This is a genomic window from Cupriavidus sp. MPR-AND1C, from assembly GCF_058809705.1.
In genome coordinates this window covers 1-19081 of sequence record NZ_JBXASU010000004.1, presented here as the reverse complement: position 1 = coordinate 19081, position 19081 = coordinate 1, and the positions used below count along the sequence as shown (strand labels likewise).

15 protein-coding genes are annotated in these 19081 nt (G+C 65.0%); 7 read left to right on the top strand and 8 right to left on the bottom strand.

Annotated elements, in window-relative coordinates; translation table 11 throughout:
• Positions 1-85 precede the first annotated feature (85 nt).
• Positions 86-1729, top strand: a complete 1644-nt coding sequence (locus AC1RWI_RS03695) for a long-chain-fatty-acid--CoA ligase (RefSeq protein ID WP_043346744.1) — start codon at positions 86-88, stop codon at positions 1727-1729.
• A 173-nt stretch (positions 1730-1902) separates the two neighbouring features.
• On the opposite strand, the gene AC1RWI_RS03690 is transcribed toward AC1RWI_RS03695, so the two are convergent.
• Positions 1903-2517 carry a hypothetical protein gene (locus AC1RWI_RS03690; RefSeq protein ID WP_492864619.1) on the bottom strand — a complete coding sequence of 205 codons (615 nt, stop codon included), beginning with the start codon at positions 2515-2517 and terminating at the stop codon, positions 1903-1905.
• Positions 2518-2722: 205 nt separating this feature from the next.
• On the opposite strand from AC1RWI_RS03690, the gene AC1RWI_RS03685 reads away from it, so the two are divergent.
• The 3 genes from AC1RWI_RS03685 (at position 2723) to AC1RWI_RS03675 (ending at position 7566) form a co-directional block, all read left to right on the top strand.
• Positions 2723-4156 carry an aldehyde dehydrogenase family protein gene (locus tag AC1RWI_RS03685; protein ID WP_492864617.1) on the top strand — a complete coding sequence of 478 codons (1434 nt, stop codon included), beginning with the start codon at positions 2723-2725 and terminating at the stop codon, positions 4154-4156.
• A 237-nt stretch (positions 4157-4393) separates the two neighbouring features.
• Positions 4394-6856, top strand: a complete 2463-nt coding sequence (locus AC1RWI_RS03680; RefSeq protein WP_492864615.1) for a penicillin acylase family protein — start codon at positions 4394-4396, stop codon at positions 6854-6856.
• 2 nt (positions 6857-6858) lie between these two features.
• Positions 6859-7566: an MOSC domain-containing protein gene (locus AC1RWI_RS03675; protein WP_492864613.1), complete on the top strand. Its 708-nt coding sequence runs from the start codon at positions 6859-6861 to the stop codon at positions 7564-7566.
• Between the two features lie 46 nt (positions 7567-7612).
• Here AC1RWI_RS03675 and AC1RWI_RS03670 read toward each other — a convergent pair whose 3' ends face one another.
• The 4 genes from AC1RWI_RS03670 to AC1RWI_RS03655 form a co-directional block, all read right to left on the bottom strand.
• On the bottom strand, positions 7613-7903 hold the full coding sequence (locus tag AC1RWI_RS03670) for a DUF1289 domain-containing protein (protein WP_492864611.1): 291 nt from the start codon (positions 7901-7903) through the stop codon (positions 7613-7615).
• A 107-nt stretch (positions 7904-8010) separates the two neighbouring features.
• Entirely contained in the window at positions 8011-9099 is a 1089-nt protein-coding gene (locus AC1RWI_RS03665; protein ID WP_043346725.1) for a porin, read from the bottom strand.
• A 201-nt stretch (positions 9100-9300) separates the two neighbouring features.
• A complete protein-coding gene (locus AC1RWI_RS03660) occupies positions 9301-10599 on the bottom strand; it encodes an MFS transporter (RefSeq protein ID WP_492864806.1) in 1299 nt (432 codons plus the stop codon).
• Positions 10600-10768: 169 nt separating this feature from the next.
• Positions 10769-11587: an NAD-dependent epimerase/dehydratase family protein gene (locus AC1RWI_RS03655; RefSeq protein WP_492864609.1), complete on the bottom strand. Its 819-nt coding sequence runs from the start codon at positions 11585-11587 to the stop codon at positions 10769-10771.
• Positions 11588-11899: 312 nt separating this feature from the next.
• On the opposite strand from AC1RWI_RS03655, the gene AC1RWI_RS03650 reads away from it, so the two are divergent.
• Positions 11900-12658, top strand: coding sequence for a FadR/GntR family transcriptional regulator (locus tag AC1RWI_RS03650; RefSeq protein WP_330218475.1), 759 nt, complete (start codon positions 11900-11902; stop codon positions 12656-12658).
• Positions 12659-12926: 268 nt separating this feature from the next.
• Here the strand turns inward: AC1RWI_RS03650 and AC1RWI_RS03645 are convergent, their stop codons facing one another.
• The gene (locus tag AC1RWI_RS03645; RefSeq protein WP_043346717.1) at positions 12927-13529 is read right to left on the bottom strand and encodes a TetR/AcrR family transcriptional regulator; all 603 of its coding nucleotides are present in this window, start codon (positions 13527-13529) and stop codon (positions 12927-12929) included.
• 120 nt (positions 13530-13649) lie between these two features.
• Between AC1RWI_RS03645 and AC1RWI_RS03640 the strand changes: the two genes are divergently transcribed.
• Together AC1RWI_RS03640 and AC1RWI_RS03635 are read left to right on the top strand one after the other, a co-directional pair.
• Complete coding sequence (locus AC1RWI_RS03640; protein WP_043346715.1) at positions 13650-14087, top strand: PaaI family thioesterase; 438 nt, start codon at positions 13650-13652, stop codon at positions 14085-14087.
• Positions 14088-14124: 37 nt separating this feature from the next.
• Complete coding sequence (locus tag AC1RWI_RS03635) at positions 14125-14628, top strand: PaaI family thioesterase (RefSeq protein WP_492864606.1); 504 nt, start codon at positions 14125-14127, stop codon at positions 14626-14628.
• A gap of 382 nt (positions 14629-15010) precedes the next feature.
• Here the strand turns inward: AC1RWI_RS03635 and prpF are convergent, their stop codons facing one another.
• Together prpF and acnD are read right to left on the bottom strand one after the other, a co-directional pair.
• Positions 15011-16201 carry a 2-methylaconitate cis-trans isomerase PrpF gene (gene prpF / locus AC1RWI_RS03630; protein WP_492864604.1) on the bottom strand — a complete coding sequence of 397 codons (1191 nt, stop codon included), beginning with the start codon at positions 16199-16201 and terminating at the stop codon, positions 15011-15013.
• 80 nt (positions 16202-16281) lie between these two features.
• Entirely contained in the window at positions 16282-18879 is a 2598-nt protein-coding gene (acnD, locus tag AC1RWI_RS03625) for a Fe/S-dependent 2-methylisocitrate dehydratase AcnD (protein WP_043346710.1), read from the bottom strand.
• Positions 18880-19081 lie beyond the last annotated feature (202 nt).

Genomic DNA, 19081 nt, shown 5'->3' with positions numbered 1-19081 from the left:
TGTTGGCGCAAGTCGCGATCGCGACCAGATAGACCTTCATTCGATTCATCGAGGCAATTCGACCTCCGATAAGACAGGAGACAACATGCTAGGCCAGATGCAAGACAAGCCGCTGCTGATTTCATCGTTACTCGAGCACGCGGAACGCTTCCACCCAAACGTCGAGATCGTCACCAGGACGGCCGAAGGGCCCATCCATCGCTGCAATTGGCGCGAGCTCGGTCAACGTTCGCGCCGCCTGGCGCTTGCCTTGCAGAAAAAAGGGGTCAGGCAGGGCAGCATGGTCGCGACGCTGGCGACCAATACCTATCGCCATCTCGAACTGTATTTCGCGGTCATGGGCATCGGCGCCGTGCTGCACACGATCAACCCGCGCCTGTCGCCGGCGCACCTCGAATACATCGTCAACCACGCGGAAGACGAAATGCTGTTCTTCGACCTGGCTTTTGCGCCCTCGGTCGAAAAGCTGCAATCGCGCTTGCCGACCGTCAAGCGCTTCTACGCGCTGGGCGACCAGGAATCGGTAGAGGCGGTGGCACCCGCCATTCGCGATTTCGCTGGCTACGAAACCCTGTTTGCCGATACGCCCGCCGATCCTTCCTTCACCTGGCCGCAGTTTGACGAGCGCTTGGCATCGACGCTGTGTTACACCTCGGGAACGACTGGAAACCCCAAGGGCGTGCTGTACTCGCACCGCTCGACGGTGCTGCATAACCAGGTCATCAGCCTTTCCGACTCCCTTGGTTCATCGGCCGACGCCACCATCCTGCTGGTGGTGCCTCTGTTTCACGTCAATGCATGGGGGCTGCCGTATGCGGCGGCAATGACGGGCGCCAAGCTGGTGTTGCCGGGCCCGCACCTGGACGGCGAGAGCATCTACGCGCTGTTGCGTGACGAGCGGGTCACGCTGGCGGCCGGTGTCCCGACGATCTGGCAGATGCTGTTCCAGTATGTCGATGCCAACGGCCTGAAGCCACGCGAAGAGCTGTGTCTGAAAGACGCGGTGGTAGGCGGCTCGGCCGCGCCGCGCATGATGATCGAGCGCTTCGACCGGGACTTCGGCACGTTCCTGCTGCATGCCTGGGGCATGACCGAAATGAGCCCGCTTGGCGTGGTCTGCCGGCTGCTGCCCAAGCACGCCGGGTTGTCCGCGGAGCAGCGCTACGACATCCAGATGAAACAAGGCCGTGCGGTATACGGCGTGCAGCTCAAGATCGTCGGCGAGGAGGGCCAGCGGCTGCCGCATGACGGCAAGGCCAGCGGCCGGCTGATGGTCAGTGGCCCGTGGATCGTCGCTCGCTACTTCAAGGGCGACGGCGGCCTGCTGGACAGCGAAGGCTTCTTTGATACCGGCGACATCGCCACGATCGACGCGGACGGATACGTCATGCTGGTCGACCGGTCGAAGGACGTCATCAAGTCCGGCGGCGAATGGATTTCGTCGATCGACCTGGAGAACGCGGCGGTAGGCTGCCCCGGCATCGCGATGGCGGCCGTGATTGCGCTGCCGCATCCGAAGTGGCAGGAGCGCCCGCTGCTGATCTGCGTGAAGAAGCCCGGCGCCGAGGTAGACAAGGCAACGGTACTGGCCTACCTGGATGGAAAGATCGCCAAATGGTGGACGCCGGACGACGTGGTGTTCGTCGAATCCCTGCCGCTCACTGCGACCGGCAAGCTCTACAAGCTCGGGCTGCGCCAGGCATTCAAGGACTACCCGCTTCCGGGCTGATATGAGGCTCGTCTCGCACGACCGCGTGTTTACGTATGACGAGTACCTGGAGTCGCAGGGTATCGACGGCTAAGCCGCAGCGCCAGCCGAGCGAACAAGAAGGGCCGCCATGTGCGGCCCTTCTTGCTTTTGTGGTGCACCCTGCAGGGATCCATTGCGGCCACCCAGGCCACTCAGGCCGATGCATGCCCGTCGTCGCGCACCATCTTGTCGAGCTGGTCGATGATGGCGCCGGCGGTGATTTCCCCTTTGGCCTTGTGCAGGGCACTGTATAGCGGGTCGCGCAGCGCCGCCAGTTCCGCCGGGCTGCCGGCCTTTTCCACCTTGACTTGCAGCAGGTAGCCGCGCAGGCCCAGGTGATGGCCGATGACATCCGTGTAGAAGTGATAAAGCTGCTGGTAAGTGCCGCCCGCGGGTTGCGGTGAGGCTGGCGCAGGCAAGGCGTCGTCCCATGACGCCACGTCGGCACCGCGCATGCCGTACATAGGAAACAGGCTGTCGGCCTTGGCCTCGCCGTGGCGATCCACGCTGGCGCCCGGGTTTGCGGGGCTGGTCGCCGCTGCCGCAGGCTGTGGCGCATGCTCCGCGCGGATCAGGCCGGCGGCCAGCAGGGCGTCGATGCTTTCCGGCCCCACGCCCATGCCGCCGGTCTGTGCCAGCAGCTCGCTGCGCCGGCGCTCGCCATTGACGATCAGCAGCAAGGCGCGCAGCTTATGGTCCAGTTTGCGCGCGCGCGTGCGGATTTCGTCCTGGCCTTGCTCGGTCTTATGAAAAACCGGATCGGTCATGTCTCGCTCCATTGTGATAGGCCGAGCAGCGTAGTGTGGTATACCGCACTTTGCGTCATGCGGCGCGCCGGCCGATTATCGCCACGTTGTTTGTGGCTGCTGGCGCGCTGCAAAAAAACGAGTCGCCAAAGCGCACTACAATGTGATGCACCATAAAAGTAACAAAATTTGCACCCGCCTATTCACCCAACTGAAAACTGTGGCCATGCAACAACGAGACAAACTCTTTATCAACGGTAAGTGGGTTGCCCCGCACGGTACCGGCCTGATCAACGTTATCCACTCCACGACCGAAGCCGTCATGGGCCGCATCCCCGAAGGCCACGCGCGCGACGCCGAGGATGCTATCCAGGCAGCGCGAGCCGCCTTCGACAGCTGGTCGGCCACGCCGCCCAGCGTGCGCGCAGGCTATATCCGCAAGATTGCGGAGGGCCTGAAGGCGCGCAGCGAGGAACTGGCGCAACTGATCGCCGGCGAAGTCGGCATGCCGATCAAGATGGCGCGCGCCATTCAGGTGGGCGGCCCGGTCTACAACTGGGCACAGGCCGCCAAGCTGCTCGATACCTTCGCGTTCGAGGAAGAGGTCGGCAATTCCCTGGTGGTTCGGGAGCCGGTGGGGGTGGTCGCGGCCATTACGCCGTGGAACTACCCACTCAACCAGATCACGCTGAAAGTGGCGCCGGCGCTGGCCGCCGGCTGCACCGTGGTGCTCAAGCCATCCGAAGTGGCGCCGCTCAATGCCTTCGTGCTGGCAGAGGTGATCGAAGCCGCAGGGCTGCCGCCGGGGGTGTTCAACCTGGTCACCGGCTACGGTCCGGTGGTGGGCGAGGTACTGGCCAGCCACCCGGAAGTCGACATGGTGTCGTTCACGGGTTCGACGCGCGCCGGCAAGCGGGTGTCGGAGCTGGGCGCGCAGAGCGTCAAGCGCGTGGCGCTGGAGCTGGGCGGCAAGTCCGCTTCGGTGATCCTGGACGACGCGGACCTGGCTGCCGCGGTCAAGGGTACCGTGGGCGCCTGTTTTCTCAACTCCGGGCAGACCTGCTCGGCGCATACCCGCATGCTGGTGCCCCGCGCGCGCTACGACGAGGTCAAGGCCATTGCCAGGAAGGTGGTCGAGGGCTATACCGTGGGCGACCCGTTGCTGGAAACCAGCCGCCTTGGCCCGCTGATTTCGGCCGCGCAGAAGGACCGCGTGACCGGCTATATCCAGCGCGGCATCAACGAGGGCGCCGAGCTGGTCGCAGGCGGCCCCGAGGCGCCCGAAGGGCTGGACAAGGGCTTTTTCGTCAAGCCGACGGTGCTGGGCAACGTCGATCCCAAGGCTACGGTGGCGCAGGAAGAGATCTTCGGCCCGGTGCTGTCGATCATCTGCTACGACACCGAGGAAGATGCCGTGCGCATCGCCAACGACAGCATCTACGGGCTGGGCGGCGGCGTGTGGTCGGGCGACGAGGCGCGCGCCATCCGCGTGGCGCGCCGGATCCGCACCGGCCAGGTTGACATCAACGGTGGCCCGTTCAACATGCAGGCGCCGTTTGGCGGCTACAAGCAGTCCGGCAACGGGCGCGAGGCCGGCAAGTACGGGCTCGAGGAATTCCTCGAGTACAAGTCGCTGCAGATGAAGAAGCCGGCTGCCTGAGCCCGGCGGTTGGCGAGGAACGATGCCCGGCTGGTCCGGGCATTTTTCATGGGTGGGTTCGCTGGCTCGATTCACGTTGGCTGCAGGCATGATTCGGCGATAATGCCGGAGTGCCATTGGCCGGCCAGCAGGATTGAACGCGGGACTGAACGCGGACCTGCGCACGGGGCAAGAGGCGTGGGACCAAAAACATAAATAAAGGCGCGGGCGCGACACGCCACGCGGGGAGAGGGATCGATGCGTTGGTTGAAACGGCTGACCTGGCTGGTATTGACGCTGGCGGTGCTGCTGCTGGTCTGCGCGTTTGGCGCTTATGTCTGGTATCGGCAGGCATCGCAGCCGCAGACCGCGGGCACGCTGAAGCTGCCCGGCTTGCGCGAAAGCGTATCGATCGTGCGGGACCGCCATGCCGTGCCGCATATCAAGGCGGCCAATGCACAGGATGCCTACTTTGCGCTCGGCTTCGTCCATGCGCAGGATCGGCTGTGGCAGTTGCAGATGAACAAGCGCATCGCGTCCGGCCGGCTGGCGGAAATCCTGGGGCCGAGCGCGCTGGATACCGACCGTTTCCTGCGTACCCTGGGCGTGCGGCGCAATGCCGAAGCCATCCTGGCCCAATCCTCCGCCGAGACCCGCGCCATGCTGCAGGCCTATGCCGATGGCGTGAATGCCTGTATCGATGGCCGCAAGGGGCCGTTGCCGCCGGAGTTCCTGATCTTGCGTACCCGGCCCGAGCACTGGGAGCCGGCCGATACGCTGGCCTGGCAGACCATGATGGCGTGGGACCTGGGCGGCAACTGGACCCAGGAGACGCTGCGCATGCGGCTGGCGCAGGTGCTGCCGGTGTCGCGCATCAACGAGCTGCTGGCGCCTTATCCTGGCGAGCGGCCGCTGCGTACCATGGATTACGGCAATCTCTACCGGCACCTGGCGCCGCTGGCCACGGCCATGGCGCGAGTCGAGCAGCAGGCGCCGGCGGGCTATGTGGAGGGCATGGGCTCGAACAACTGGGTGGTGTCGGGCGCCCATACCCGCTCGGGCAAGCCGCTGCTGGCCAATGATCCGCACCTCGGGCTGCAGGCGCCGGCGCTGTGGTACTTCGCCCAGATGCAGGCTCCCGGGCTGGATGTCACGGGCGCTACGCTGCCCGGCATGCCGGCGGTGGTGCTCGGGCATAACCAGCGCATCGCCTGGGGCTTCACCAATACCGCGCCGGATGTGCAGGATCTCTATATCGAGCGCTTGCAGCCTGGCAGCACGCAGCGTTACCAGACGCCGGACGGCTGGGCTGAGTTCGTCACGCGCACCGAGACCATCCACGTCAAGGGCGCACCCGACGTGACGCTGAACGTGCGCGAGACGCGCCATGGCCCGGTGATTTCGGATGGGGCCGAGCCGGTGGCGACCGCCGCGGCCCCGCTCGGGGCACAGTACGTGGTGGCCTTCCAGTGGACCGCGCTGCGTGCCGACGACCGGACCGTGCAGGCCGGGCTGGCGCTGAACCGCGCTACCGACTGGGCCAGCTTCCTGGCGGCGCTGCGCGATTTCCATTCGCCGCAGCAGAACATCGTCTACGCCGATGTCGACGGCAACATCGGCTTTATCGCGCCGGGCCGCGTGCCGCTGCGCCGCGCCGACAATGACCTGAAAGGGCTGGCGCCGGCCCCCGGCTGGGACGCGCGCTACGACTGGAGCGGCTTCATCCCCTTCGAGCAATTGCCGCGCAGCTTCAATCCGCCCGAGGGCGTGATCGCCACTGCCAACCAGAAGATCGTCGAGGACGACTACCCGTACTTCCTGACCAGCGAATGGACCGTGCCGTATCGCTACCAGCGCATCCGCACGCTGATCGACGCCACCGAGCGGCACACCTTGGACAGTTTTGGCGCGATCCAGAAAGACACGCTCTCGCTTGCCGTGCGCGATGCCTTGCCGCTGCTGCTGGCATCTCCCATTGCCAGCGACCCGGCGCTGCCGGAGCGCGAGCGCGCGCTGATCGCATCGCTGCGCAAATGGGATGGCGATATGCAGCCCGGGCTGTCCGAGCCGCTGGTCGCAACCGCATGGCTGCGCGAGCTGTCGCGCGTGCTGTTCGAGGACAAGGTCGGAGATACGCTGTTCAACCGTCTGTGGGAGCAGCGTAACGTGCAGCAGCCCATGCTCAACGTATTGCGTAATCCGCGGGGGCAAGGCACGTTCTGGTGCGACGACAGCACCACCCCGGCAACGGAGAGCTGCGACGATGCCGTGGCCAAAGCCTGGCGTCTCGCCATTGCCGATCTGGAACGGCGCTACGGCGACAAGCCTGAGCGCTGGCGCTGGGGCCAGGCGCACGCGGCCCGCTCCGAGCACAAGCCGTTCGGCAAGCAGCCTTACCTGGCGGGTTTGTTCAACGTCAAGGTGCCCAGTGGCGGAGACACCTATACGGTCAACGTGGGGCGCCACAACCTGCGTGACGAGGCGGCGCCGTTCGAGAGCGTGCACGCGGCCAGCCTGCGTGCCATCTACGACCTGTCGGACCTGGCCGAGTCGCGCTTCATGGATTCGACCGGGCAATCGGGCAACGTGACATCGACCCATTACCGCGACTGGACCGACAAGTGGGCCGCGGTGCAGTACATCACCATGGCGCCGGGCCGCCGCGCGCCGGGCAACGAGGCATTCGACACGCTGGTGCTGCAACCGGCCGGCAGGCGATGACGATGACCGGGGTGTCCATTCCAATTGGCTGCGTGTTGCTGGGCACCGTGCGCCCGTTTGGGTCCAAGGGGGTGCCTAGCGGCATCGACAAGCAGGCGGTGGACGGGGCGGTGCGCGTCACCGTGCTGGGGTTGGCTGGAGACGGGCAGGGCGACCCCAGGCACCATGGCGGCCCGGAAAAGGCCATTCACCACTACGCCTTCGATCACTATCCGGCCTGGCGCGAGGAACTCTCGCCGCTGTCCACGCAGGCGGCCGAGGTACTGGCACGGCCCGGCGCGTTTGGCGAGAACGTGAGCACCGCTGGCCTGACCGAGGCCGATGTCTGCATTGGCGATCGTTTTCGCCTGGGCGGGGCCTTGGTCGAGGTGTCGCAGGCGCGCCAGCCATGCTGGAAGCTGAACCATCGGTTCGGGCACGCCGGCATGGCGCGCGCGGTCCAGCAAAGCCTGCGCACGGGCTGGTACTACCGGGTGCTGGAAGAGGGCGGCCTGGAGCGGGGCGACAGCCTGGTGCTGGTCGAGCGGCCGTATCCGGACTGGAGCCTGCAGCGGCTGCTGCACGTGCTCTATGTGGATCGGCTGGATGCGGGCGCCCTGTGCGTCATGGCGACGCTGCCGGCACTGGCCGAGAACTGGCGCAAGCTTGCGCGCCAGCGGCTGGAGCGGCGCGAGGTGGAGGATATGGAGCCGCGGCTGGCAGGCGGCTGAAGCTACGCTTAAGCCGGCCACCGTGGGCGCAAGAGCCGGCCCTGGCTCAGCCCTGGCGGAAGCGCTTGCCTTTGCCCTCGCGCGTGATGCGTTCCCACACGGCCTGCTTTTCCTTGTCGTCCATGAAGACCCAGTTGCTGACTTCCATGGCGCTGCGCCCGCAACCCTGGCAGATCTCGTCGAACAAGGTCGAGCAGATGCCGATGCACGGGCTGTCCGGGCGGTCGAACAGGCTTTCGTCGCCGCGTGGTGAATTCGGCTGTGAATTCGGCTGTGACTCCGGCTGCCCTTCGGTTGGCTGGGCGGATTGGCAGGAGTCTTGCGGGTTTGACGGCATGCGGCTGGGTGGCGGGGCGGATGGGCGCTCATTATAAACGGCTGGCCGCGCCGGCCTTGGCCGCCGCCACGCCGGCATCGGTCAGGATGCCGGCGTCTCGCACCGGATCAGAACTTGTGGCGAATGCCGAGCGTTGCGCCAAACTGGTTCGCGCCAGCCTGAACGTACGCACTATCGGTCGGGCTGTTGTTGTTGAAGCCGTTCACGCTCAGGTTTGAGTTGCCCTTGTTCTTGACGTAAGACAGGGAAGCGTAAAGGTCGGTGCGCTTGGACAAGGCGTAGTCCGCTGTCGCGACAAAGTCCCAAGGGTCGGCGCCGCTATTGCGGAAGTCCTGGTAGTACGCGGCGCCTGTCAGCGAGAATGCCGGGGTCAGCTGGTAGGCCAGGCCTGCCCAGTACAGGTTCGACCCGCCGTTGGTGAACTGGCCGCCGGGCAGCGAGGCGCCGTTGTAAGCCTTTGCCCAGCGGTAGCCCAGGAATGCCTTGGCAACGCCCAGCGTGTACGAGCCAGCCGCGGTGGCACGGCGAATCATCTGCGCACTGGCAGCCCCGGTGTTGTTCGCCTGGTCATAAGCCGCGCCCATCGCGAAGGGACCCGCCGCGTAGCTGGCCAGGAAGCTGTATTCGCGCCCGTTGGTGAAGGCTCCCGCCACCTCGTTGCCATTGTTGGTGAAGCTGTAGAGACCGGACACGGTCAGGCCGCCGAACGTGCCGGTGTACTTGCCGCTGTTGTCGGCACGCGAGCCAAATTCCGGCGCGGTGGAGGTAATGCCGTAGCGTGTCGAGATCGCCATCGGATCGTAGAGCAGGCCGAAGTCGAAGAACGGGGTCGTGTGGCGGCCCAGGGTGAACGTGCCGTACGGGCTTTGCAGGCCGACATAGGCTGCGCGCCCGAAGAGGCGGCCACCTTGCCCCGACGAGCCGGTGTCGAAGTTCACGCCGCTTTCCAGCACGAAGATGCCCTTCAGGCCGCCGCCGATATCCTCGACGCCGCGCATGCCCCAACGCGAGCCGGACTGATTGCCCGAGGTCAGCCGATAAGCGTTGCCGCCGGGAGCGCCAGCGGCTGTCGCGGAGGATTTGTTCGTGTATTCGAGGCCGGCATCCGCCACGCCATACAGCGTCACGCTCGACTGAGCATTTGCGCCGCCAGCGGCCAGGGCAGCCATTGTGGCCGCAAGCAATTTCATTCTCATTTCAACGATCTCCTCTAAGGTTCTTGGATTTTTCGAGCACGGCTGGTCCCGTGCCGATGTTCTTGCACAACCGCGAGCCGCTATCCGTGCGCCGTGCCGGTGGGCGTGCATCCGCCAATCGTGGGCAGCACTTCGCCTGGGCCACGAACGCGTGTGCGTTCGGGCCCGGCAGGCTTGACGCGGCTTGTGTTTCGTCAGGTGTCAGGAGTGGAGCGCGGGGGAGCCGAGGTTGGCAGCCGCCGCGCCGGGCGCAGCGCGTTCACGCACCATCAGGAAGACGATGGCGGCGGCGATCAGGTCGAACACTGCCAGCAGGACGAACAGCGGGCTGTAGCCGATATGCGTGACGGCGATGCCGAACAGCAGCGTGAACAGGGTCGCGCCCAGGTAGCCGCTCATGCCGGCCAGGCCGGTGGCTGTCGCCACTTCGTTCTTGCCGAACGCGTCGGACGTGATCGAGTAGAGCGCGCCCGACAAGGTCTGGTGGGCAAAGCCGCCGACGCACAACAGCGCGATGGCGCTGTACGGGCTGTCCACCAGGCCCACGCAGGCCGGACCGATCATCGCCAGGCAGCCGACCAGCATGACCAGCTTGCGCGAGGTAAACAGCGACACTTTGAGGTGCTTGTGAAACCACGGGCTGAGATAGCCCCCCAGCACGCAGCCGATGTCGGCGGCGAGGAAGGGCAGCCATGCAAACATCGCGATCTCCTTGATGTTCATATGGCGCTCGGTTGCCATGTAAAGCGGAATCCAGGCGTTGAAGGTCTGCCAGGCCGGCTCCGACAGGAAACGGGGAATCGCGATCGACCAGAAATTCCGGCTGCGCATGATCTCGAGCCAGCTTGCCTTGGCCACGTTGGCATCCTTGTGCTGCGCCTCCTGGCCGGCAAGGATGTACTCGCGTTCCTGGTCCGACAGGCGCTGCTGGTTCTTCGGATGCTTGTAGCAGAGCATCCAAAGCACGGTCCATGCCACGCCCAGCGCGCCGACGATGATGAAGGCCCGTTGCCAGCCGCCGTTCAGGATCGTCCACACGACCAGCGGCGGGGCGCACAGCGCGCCGATCGACGAGCCGATGTTGAACCAGCCGATGGCGATCGAGCGTTCCTTGGCGGGGAACCATTCCGTCGTCGCCTTTACGCCACCGGGGATGCCTGCGGCTTCGGCCAGGCCAAGCAGGCCGCGAAAGAACGCCAGGCCTTGCCAGCCTGAGGCCAATGCGGCGGCGGCGCATGCCAGCGACCACGCCAGCGCGAAGATGCCAAAGCCGATCTTGGTGCCGATGGCGTCCAGTACCAGGCCGGCGACCGGCTGCATCATGGCGTAGCAGACCTGCCAGGCCACGACCACATAGGAGTACTGCTGTGTCGTCATATGCAACTCCGACATCATTGTCGGTGCGGCAACGGATAGCGTATTGCGCGCCAGGTAGTTGACGATCAGGCCCATCGTGACCAGGCTGACCATCCACCAGCGCATGCCCTTTATGTGTTTCATCATGTCTCCTTGTATTTATGGGTTCGCGGCAAAGCCGTGTGACGCTTTGCGTCGTTCCCGATCCGGGTTGGCCCCAGGGCCAATCCACGCAGGTCAGCCGGCCAAAGCAAGCGGCCATTGATCCTCGGCGTGGGGCAGGGGCTGGAAATCAAGCTTCCTGGCTTACGCGTTACCTGTGCGCGCCGCCATGGCGCCGCGCCTCTGGCGTGAAATCGATGCTCGCGAAACTGCCGCCCTGGTACTGGCGGCCGATGGCATCGAGCGGGTTCGGGCCGGCGAGAATCTCTTCGGCGAAATCTTCGGCATTCTGCTTGGGCCGGTAGCGCAGGCGCGCCGCGCCATCGTTGTTCCAGCAGCTGCGCGCATTGGCGGAGACGCCCCAGACGACGAGGAAGCCAAGGTCAGGAACCGTGATGCCCTGCTCGATGAGATGCACGAGATCTTCGTGTCCCAGCCAGGTACTCAGATGCCGAAACTCTTGCGGCCTTTCCACGCAGCTGCCGATGCGCACGCAGACGCTCTCGATGCCGTGCTTGTCCCAGTACAGACGGGCAAGCCCTTCGCCCCACATCTTGCTCAAGCCGTAAAAGCCATCCGGGCGAAACTCGCAGTCGGTCGAGAGTTGCTGGTCCACCGGATACATGCCGATGGCGTGATTGGAGCTGGCGAACACGATGCGGCCGACTTTCTGGCGCCGCGCGCCCTCATAGACCTCGACGAGCGCCCGCAGGTTGTTGTCGATGATCTCCGGCAGGGGGCGTTCGACACTCGTTCCAGCCATATGGATCAACACGTCGACACCGTCCAGCAGGCGGTCGACCACGGCCGGGTCGCACAAGTCGCCACGCATTACCTCTTCGCCCTCGGCGACCGGTGCGAGCGACTGCGAGTTGCCCGACGAACGCAGGTCATAGCCTCGCGCCAGCAGGGCGGTCCGCAGCACGGTGCCCAACTGGCCACCGGCGCCGCTTAATGCAATCTTGGTCACGATATGAAATCTCCGTCTTGTTTGGTTTGGCCTGGCGTATGGAGCGCTCGCGCTCTGATCCCATGAAGAGTGCCAGCGGAACTGGCATCGCAATCATTCATGGGATGTCATACAACATGAGTTAAATTTATTTGTCCGACAAGTGCAAGTAAAGTAGGACAACTTTCTTAGGATTTCAAAGGCTTGTCAACGACAACGATGGGGAAATCGGGTTTACCCCCAACCGTAGATGACGTAATGACCATATTTAAAAAGGAAATTGGCGTGCCGAACGGTTGATGGACCCCACATCCAGTATGTTAGTCTGACAGCTTGCGCAACAACCCATACGCCGGCCAGCCGGCGGAGCAGCAGGAGCAAGGTGTGGACGAATTGGTATTGACGGCAACCGACAGCGCCAGTCTTTCGGAGCAGGTTTGCAAGCTGATCATCGGAGCGATCCTGCGGGGAGAGTTTTCCGCAGACCAGAAGCTGCCGACGGAAGCCGATCTGGCCAGCCGTTACGCGGTATCCCGGACAACCGTGCGGGAGGCGCTGTCGCGCTTGCGATCCGAAGGCATCGTGGTCTCGCGGCGGGGATCCGGAAGCTATATCCAGCGCATGCCGGTACGCGGGCAGCCGGTCACGCCCCAGATCTCCAGCATCGCCGACATCGAGCACTACTATGCATTCCGCCTTTGTGTGGAAGTCGGCGTGGCTGAGATTTCAGCGCAGATGCGCACCGATGCCGACATCGACGCCATTCGCGCCGCCTACGCCGCGCTGGACCGCACGCAGGAAAGCGAGACGTCGGGCGTGGAGGAGGATCTGCAGTTGCATCTGGCCATTGCGCGGGCATCTCACAATCCGTTCTTCGTGCCCACGGTCGAGCATGCGCTCGGCCCGATTCGCCAGTGCATGGAACTGGCCCGTAACCTGGGGCAGACGCGCAATCCCACGCGCTTCGAGCAGGTCCAGGCCGAGCATCTGGCGATCATCGAGGCGATTGCGCAGCGCTCGCCGACTCAAGCCTCGATCGCGATGCGCCGGCATATCGAGAATGCCAGGCGTCGAATCTTCGAGGGCGCCTGACTCATGGTCGTGAGCCGGCGCGCGTCCTGTCCAGGTGCGGCAGGGCCGTGCTGACCCATGTTGGGGCGCTCGCTCGCTCGATGTTGTATGGCAACTTTGCCTAAGTCCGGCAGCTCGGTCGTCTTTCGTAGGTGCCGTCACGAATCACGGTGCTTCGGCACCAATTTCAGATGGCAGGCTGGCACAAATGAGGTTCTCGATGCTCCCTATGTTGTAGGACATCATGTGTCTTGGGCTGAAGAGTGACGCGCCGATCGCGAAAGCCGCATCAGCCGGGCTGCCCCTGGGCGATGTTCCGCGGCTCGGCGTCGAGTTGTCGCGCCAGCTCATCCACCGCGCGCCGGATTGGCTGGCCGCTCCTGGCCACTTTGGCAAGCGTCAGTGCCCCTTGCCAGCCGCAGATCACCAGCCCCGCGAGCTCGGTGGCGCGTACCCGTGGGATCCCGCGCGCCGCGAAGGCATCGGCCAGCACGGCTTCCCATGCGGCAAAGGCCGCGTTGCCTGCCGATGCCACGCCCTCGGCCTCCGGGGCGATTTCCAGCAGGATGGTGGAGATCGGGCAGCCATCACGATAGTCGGACTGGGCCATCCAGCCGGCCATCAAGACGCCATAGGCCCGCACGATCGCCCCCGGCGAGTCGTGTTCCGCGCATAGCTGCGCGAGCGTCGCGCGCACCAGTTCACCGGCGTACACGATGACTTCCTCGGCGATCTGCTCCTTGCCTTTCGGGAAGTAGTGATAGAGCGAGCCCTTTGGCGCGCCGCTCAACGCAACGATGTCATTGGTGCCGCTGGCGGCGTAGCCATAGCGGCGAAAGAGCACGGCAGCGGCGCGGACGATCTTGTCCCGATGTTTGGCTTGAGCGGCCATGTGATGAAGTCCTCGGTCGTGGGAGGGGTTGATATCCTGCTGGAATTATATAGACTGGTCTACATTAAAAATAGTGGTTGAGCCATCACAGCCTCAACGATGCAACCAGGAGACACCACGATGACCAGCGCCACGGCCGAACGTGCCGACCTTCCCGCCGACCTTCCCGCGGGCTTCGTGCCACATTTTCGCCATAGTCCGCTGACCGACCCCTGGGAGCCGCTGTACTCGAGACGCACGGACCAGGCCATCGTGCTGGCGGTAAAGCTCGCCCGGGCTCACACCAACGCACGCGGCTTTGCCCATGGCGGACTGATCACGGCCCTGGCGGACAACGCCATGGGGCTGTCGTGCGGCATGCAATTCACCGAGCCGCGCAGCCTGGTCACCGTGAACCTGTCGATCGACTTCCTTAACGTCGCAAGGATCGGGCAGTGGCTGATGTTCGAAACGTCATTCACCAAGGTCGGCGGCACGCTGTGCTTTGCCCAGGCTTTCGTCACCGCCGACGGCGTGGCTTGCGCCAGGGCCAACGCGACGTTCCGGGCCATGCAGTGAGTTTTTTCCTTGGATCTTGATCAGGCAGGCTAATGCAATGACAGCAGATACGAGCAGCACCAGCGCGGCCACCAGCGCGACCACCAGCGCGAACACCAACGGCGCCTATTCGCTGGACACGGTCAAGCGTGTCAACCAGAGCGCCGCCTTCAACCGGTGGCTGGGCTTCGAGGTGATCAGCGCGCAGGGCGGGGCGGCGGAGCTGCGCATGGCCTGGCACGACCAAGCCACGCAATACGCGGGATTCCTCCATGCGGGCGTGATCGGCGCCCTGGTCGATACCGCCTGTGGATTCGCGGCCACCACGGTAGGGGGGCCGGTGATGGCTTCCCACTATTCGGTGAACTGCATGGCGCCGGCCGTGGGGCAGGCGTTCGTGGCGCGGGCCAGCGTGACCAAGGCCGGCAAGCGGCAGGTGTTTGCCAGGGCGGAAGTGTTCGCGGAGCAGGCCGGCGGCGCGCTTCGGCTGGTGGCCTCGGGCGAGGTCATCTTCGTGCCTGTCGAGCCGCAGACCGCCAAGCTGCCTGTGCCCCACGATTGAGATTCCTGGCTCGGCATCATTAGTGCAATTAACGGCCAGATATTTGCGCCCTACGACCCAACCGGTGCCGTCTCATGGGGTGCCGCAATTCGGGCCACGCGTGGCTTCGGCAGGCCAGGCGAGCCTGCAGGGCGAGCGGTAAGGCTTGAATGGAAAATGGCAGTCCGCTCGCTACGCGACCGGACTGCCATTCAAGCGGCGCGGACAGGGCGGGAGATGCTGGTCCACTCTGGCTCGTTGCAGATGGAGGTGGCTTCGAACAAGTCCCGGTGGCCGGCGCCGTGGCTGGAACTACGCAGCTACGCAACTACGCAGCCAAGGGCACGGCTCACCCGGTCAAGCGCAATCCAGCGTGAAACCCATGCCGCCACGTCAGCGTGCCTCAGAACGCGTCGCCGGGCACGCGCACCCATCCTTCCATCAGCACCCGGGCGCTGCGGCTCATGATGGCCTTGGTCACGGTCCATTCGCCATCGACCTGGCTGGCTTCGGCGCCCACCCGCAAGGTGCCCGAGGGATGGCCGAAGCGCACTGCGTTGCGCTCGCCGCCGCCGGCCGCCAGGTTCACCAGTGTGCCGGTGATGGCCGCCGCGGTGCCGATGGCGACCGCGGCCGTGCCCATCATGGCGTGATGCAGCTTGCCCATGGACAAGGCGCGCACGAGCAGGTCGACGTCGCCGGCGGCAACCTGTTTGCCGCTGGAGGCCACATAGTCGGCCGGCTTGGCGACAAAGGCGACCTTCGGCGTGTGCTGCCGGGTGGCGGCCTCATCGATATGTTTGATCAGGCCCATGCGCACCGCGCCGTGGGCGCGAATGGTCTCGAACATCGCCAGCGCCTTGGGGTCGCCGTTGATGGCGTCCTGCAGCTCGGTGCCTTTGTAGCCGATGGACTCCGCGTCCAGGAAGATGGTCGGAATGCCCGCATTGATCATGGTGGCCTTCAGCGTGCCAACGCCGGGAACCTCGAGATCGTCGATCAGGTTGCCGGTGGGGAACATGGCACCGCCGGCGCCGTCTTCCTCGGCCGCCGGATCCATGAACTCGAGCTGGACTTCGGCGGCGGGGAAGGTCACGCCGTCGAGTTCGAAGTCACCGGTTTCCTGCACGGCGCCATTGGTGATGGGTACGTGCCCAATGATGGTCTTGCCGATATTGGCCTGCCAGATGCGCACGATGGCCACGCCGTTGTGCGGGATGCGGCTGGGGTCGACCAGGCCGGCACTGATGGCGAAGGGGCCGACGGCGGCGGAGAGGTTGCCGCAGTTGCCGCTCCAGTCGACAAACGGCTGGTCGATGGAGACCTGGCCGAACAGGTAGTCGACGTCGTGATCGGGCTTGCTGCTTTTTGAGAGGATGACGGTCTTGCTGGTGCTGGAGGTGGCGGCACCCATGCCATCGATCTGCTTGCCGTAGGGATCGGGGCTGCCGATGACGCGCATCAGCAGCGCGTCGCGGGCGGCGCCCGGCACCTGCGCGGCTTCGGGCAGATCCTGCAGGCGGAAGAACACGCCTTTGCTGGTCCCGCCACGGATGTAGGTGGCGGGGATCTTGATCTGGGGTACGTGGGCCATGGAAAATTCGTCCTGATGAAAGCGGGCGGTACGTCGCCATACCGCCCGAACACGTTGCTGGTCGATGCGCCTGTGCGCGCTTACGCAGCGGCCTTCGACGATTCGAGGAAGTCCTGCGCGAAGCGCTGCAGCACGCCGCCGGCTTCGTAGATCGACACTTCTTCCGCGGTATCGAGGCGGCAGGTCACCGGCACTTCCACGCGCTCGCCGTTCTTGCGATGCATCACCAGGGTGAGATCGCAGCGCGGCGTGCGGTCGCCGATCACGTCGTAGGTCTCGGTGCCGTCGATGCCCAGCGTGGCGCGGTTGACACCAGGCTTGAACTCCAGCGGCAGCACGCCCATGCCGACCAGGTTGGTGCGGTGGATGCGCTCGAAGCCTTCGGCCACGATCGCCTCCACGCCGGCCAGGCGCACGCCCTTGGCGGCCCAGTCGCGCGAGGAACCCTGGCCGTAGTCGGCGCCGGCCACAACGATCAGCGGCTGCTTGCGGGCCATGTAGGTCTCGATGGCTTCCCACATGCGGGTGACCTTGCCCTCCGGCTCGATGCGGGCAAGCGAGCCCGGCTTGACCTTGCCGTCCACCACCACCATTTCGTTCTTCAGGGTGGGGTTGGCAAAGGTGGCGCGCTGCGCGGTCAGGTGGTCGCCGCGGTGGGTCGCGTAGGAGTTGAAGTCTTCTTCCGGCAGGCCCATTTTGGCCAGGTACTCGCCGGCGGCGCTATCGAGCATGATGGCGTTGGACGGCGACAGGTGGTCGGTGGTGATGTTGTCGCCCAGCACGGCCAGGGGCCGCATGCCGGTGAGCGCGCGTTCGCCAGCCAACGCGCCTTCCCAGTAGGGCGGGCGGCGGATGTAGGTGCTCATCTCGCGCCAGTCGTACAGCGGGCTGGCCTTTTCGCCGGTGTCGGCGGTCACGGCGAACATTGGCTCGTAGACCTTGCGGAACTGCGCTGGCTTCACGCTGGCGGCAACCACCGCGTCGATCTCTTCGTCGGACGGCCAGATGTCCTTCAACGTCACCGGCTTGCCATCGGCATCGGTGCCCAGCACATCCTTCTCGATATCGAAGCGGATGGTGCCGGCAATGGCGTAGGCCACCACCAGCGGCGGCGAGGCCAGGAAGGCCTGCTTGGCATACGGATGGATGCGGCCGTCGAAGTTGCGGTTGCCGGACAGCACGGCGGTGGCGTACAGGTCGCGGTCCACGACTTCCTTCTGGATCACCGGGTCCAGTGCGCCGGACATGCCGTTGCAGGAGGTGCAGGCATACGCCACCACCCCGAAGCCCAACTGCTCCAGTTCCGGCAGCAGGTTGGCTTCTTCCAGGTAGAGCGTCACCGCCTTGGAACCCGGCGCCAGCGAGCTCTTCACCCACGGCTTGCGGGTGAGGCCAAGCTTGTTGGCGTTGCGCGCCAGCAGCCCGGCGGCCACCATGTTGCGCGGGTTGTTGGTGTTGGTGCAGCTGGTGACGGCGGCGATGATCACCGCACCGTCCGGCATCAGGCCGGGCTCGTTCTCGACCTTGCCGCTGATGCCGCGCGCGGCCAGCTCGGAGGTGGGCACGCGCTTGTGCGGGTTGGATGGGCCGGCGATGTTGCGCACCACGGTGGACAGGTCGAACCTGAGCACGCGCGGGTACTCGGCGTTTTTCAGGCTGTCCGCCCAGAGGCCGGCTTCCTTGGCGTAGGTTTCCACCAGCTTGACCAGCGCATCGTCGCGGCCGGTGAGCTTGAGGTACTTGATGGTCTGCTCGTCGATGTAGAACATCGCGGCAGTGGAGCCAAACTCCGGCGCCATGTTGGAAATGGTGGCGCGGTCGCCCAGCGTCAGGTGGGTGGTGCCTTCGCCGAAGAATTCGAGGTAGGACGACACGACCTTTTCCTTGCGCAGGAATTCGGTCAGGGCCAGCACGGTGTCGGTCGCGGTGATGCCCGGCTGCGGCTTGCCGGTCAGCTCCACGCCGATGATGTCCGGCAGGCGCATCCAGGAAGCGCGGCCCAGCATCACGCTTTCGGCTTCCAGGCCGCCCACGCCGATGGCGATCACGCCCAGCGCGTCCACCATGGGGGTGTGGGAGTCGGTGCCGACCAGCGTGTCGGGGAAGGCCACGCCGTCTTTCACCTGCACCACCGGGCTCATGCGCTCGAGGTTGATCTGGTGCAGGATGCCGTTGCCCGGCGGAATCACGTCGACGTTCTTGAAGGCCTTCTTGGTCCAGTTGATGAAGTCGAAGCGGTCTTCGTTGCGGCGGTCTTCGATGGCGCGGTTCTTCGCGAACGCATCGGGATCGAAACCGCCGCACTCGACGGCCAGCGAGTGGTCCACCACCAGCTGGGTCGGCACGACCGGGTTGACCATGACCGGGTCGCCGCCCTGGGCGGCAATGGCGTCGCGCAGCCCGGCGAGGTCGACCAGCGCGGTCTGGCCCAGGATGTCATGGCAGACCACGCGCGCCGGGAACCAGGGAAAATCCAGTTCCTGCTTGCGTTCGATGATCTGCTTGAGGGAATCGGTCAGCGTAGCCGGGTCGCAGCGGCGCACGAGGTTCTCGGCCAGCACGCGCGACGTGTACGGCAGCTTGTCATAAGCGCCCGGCTGGATGGCGTCGACCGCGGCACGCGTGTCGAAGAAATCCAGCTGGGTGCCGGGCAGCGGTTTGCGGTTTGCAGTGTTCATTTTTTAGGGACGAAAGAGAGTCATGATCAGGGGGTAGTGGCCCAGCTTTGCGGCCAACTACCCCCTTCTCCCACGGGCGATGCAGGGGAGCAAACCGGCAGCCGGCTAGATTACTTGCGATCCTTGATCGGCACGAACTTCAGGTTTTCCGGGCCCGTGTAGTTGGCGCTGGGGCGGATGATCTTGTTGTCGATGCGTTGCT

What these genes read in the sequence shown, in the direction of transcription:
- AC1RWI_RS03640 (WP_043346715.1), top strand. Translation starts at nt 13,650, where the DNA reads ATGACCAGCGCCACGGCCGAACGTGCCGACCTTCCCGCCGACCTTCCC.
- AC1RWI_RS03660 (WP_492864806.1), bottom strand. Translation starts at nt 10,599, where the DNA reads ATGAAACACATAAAGGGCATGCGCTGGTGGATGGTCAGCCTGGTCACG.
- AC1RWI_RS03690 (WP_492864619.1), bottom strand. Translation starts at nt 2,517, where the DNA reads ATGACCGATCCGGTTTTTCATAAGACCGAGCAAGGCCAGGACGAAATC.
- AC1RWI_RS03680 (WP_492864615.1), top strand. Translation starts at nt 4,394, where the DNA reads ATGCGTTGGTTGAAACGGCTGACCTGGCTGGTATTGACGCTGGCGGTG.
- AC1RWI_RS03685 (WP_492864617.1), top strand. Translation starts at nt 2,723, where the DNA reads ATGCAACAACGAGACAAACTCTTTATCAACGGTAAGTGGGTTGCCCCG.
- prpF (WP_492864604.1), bottom strand. Translation starts at nt 16,201, where the DNA reads ATGGCCCACGTACCCCAGATCAAGATCCCCGCCACCTACATCCGTGGC.
- AC1RWI_RS03670 (WP_492864611.1), bottom strand. Translation starts at nt 7,903, where the DNA reads ATGCCGTCAAACCCGCAAGACTCCTGCCAATCCGCCCAGCCAACCGAA.
- AC1RWI_RS03675 (WP_492864613.1), top strand. Translation starts at nt 6,859, where the DNA reads ATGACCGGGGTGTCCATTCCAATTGGCTGCGTGTTGCTGGGCACCGTG.
- AC1RWI_RS03695 (WP_043346744.1), top strand. Translation starts at nt 86, where the DNA reads ATGCTAGGCCAGATGCAAGACAAGCCGCTGCTGATTTCATCGTTACTC.
- AC1RWI_RS03665 (WP_043346725.1), bottom strand. Translation starts at nt 9,099, where the DNA reads ATGAGAATGAAATTGCTTGCGGCCACAATGGCTGCCCTGGCCGCTGGC.
- acnD (WP_043346710.1), bottom strand. Translation starts at nt 18,879, where the DNA reads ATGAACACTGCAAACCGCAAACCGCTGCCCGGCACCCAGCTGGATTTC.
- AC1RWI_RS03645 (WP_043346717.1), bottom strand. Translation starts at nt 13,529, where the DNA reads ATGGCCGCTCAAGCCAAACATCGGGACAAGATCGTCCGCGCCGCTGCC.
- AC1RWI_RS03635 (WP_492864606.1), top strand. Translation starts at nt 14,125, where the DNA reads ATGACAGCAGATACGAGCAGCACCAGCGCGGCCACCAGCGCGACCACC.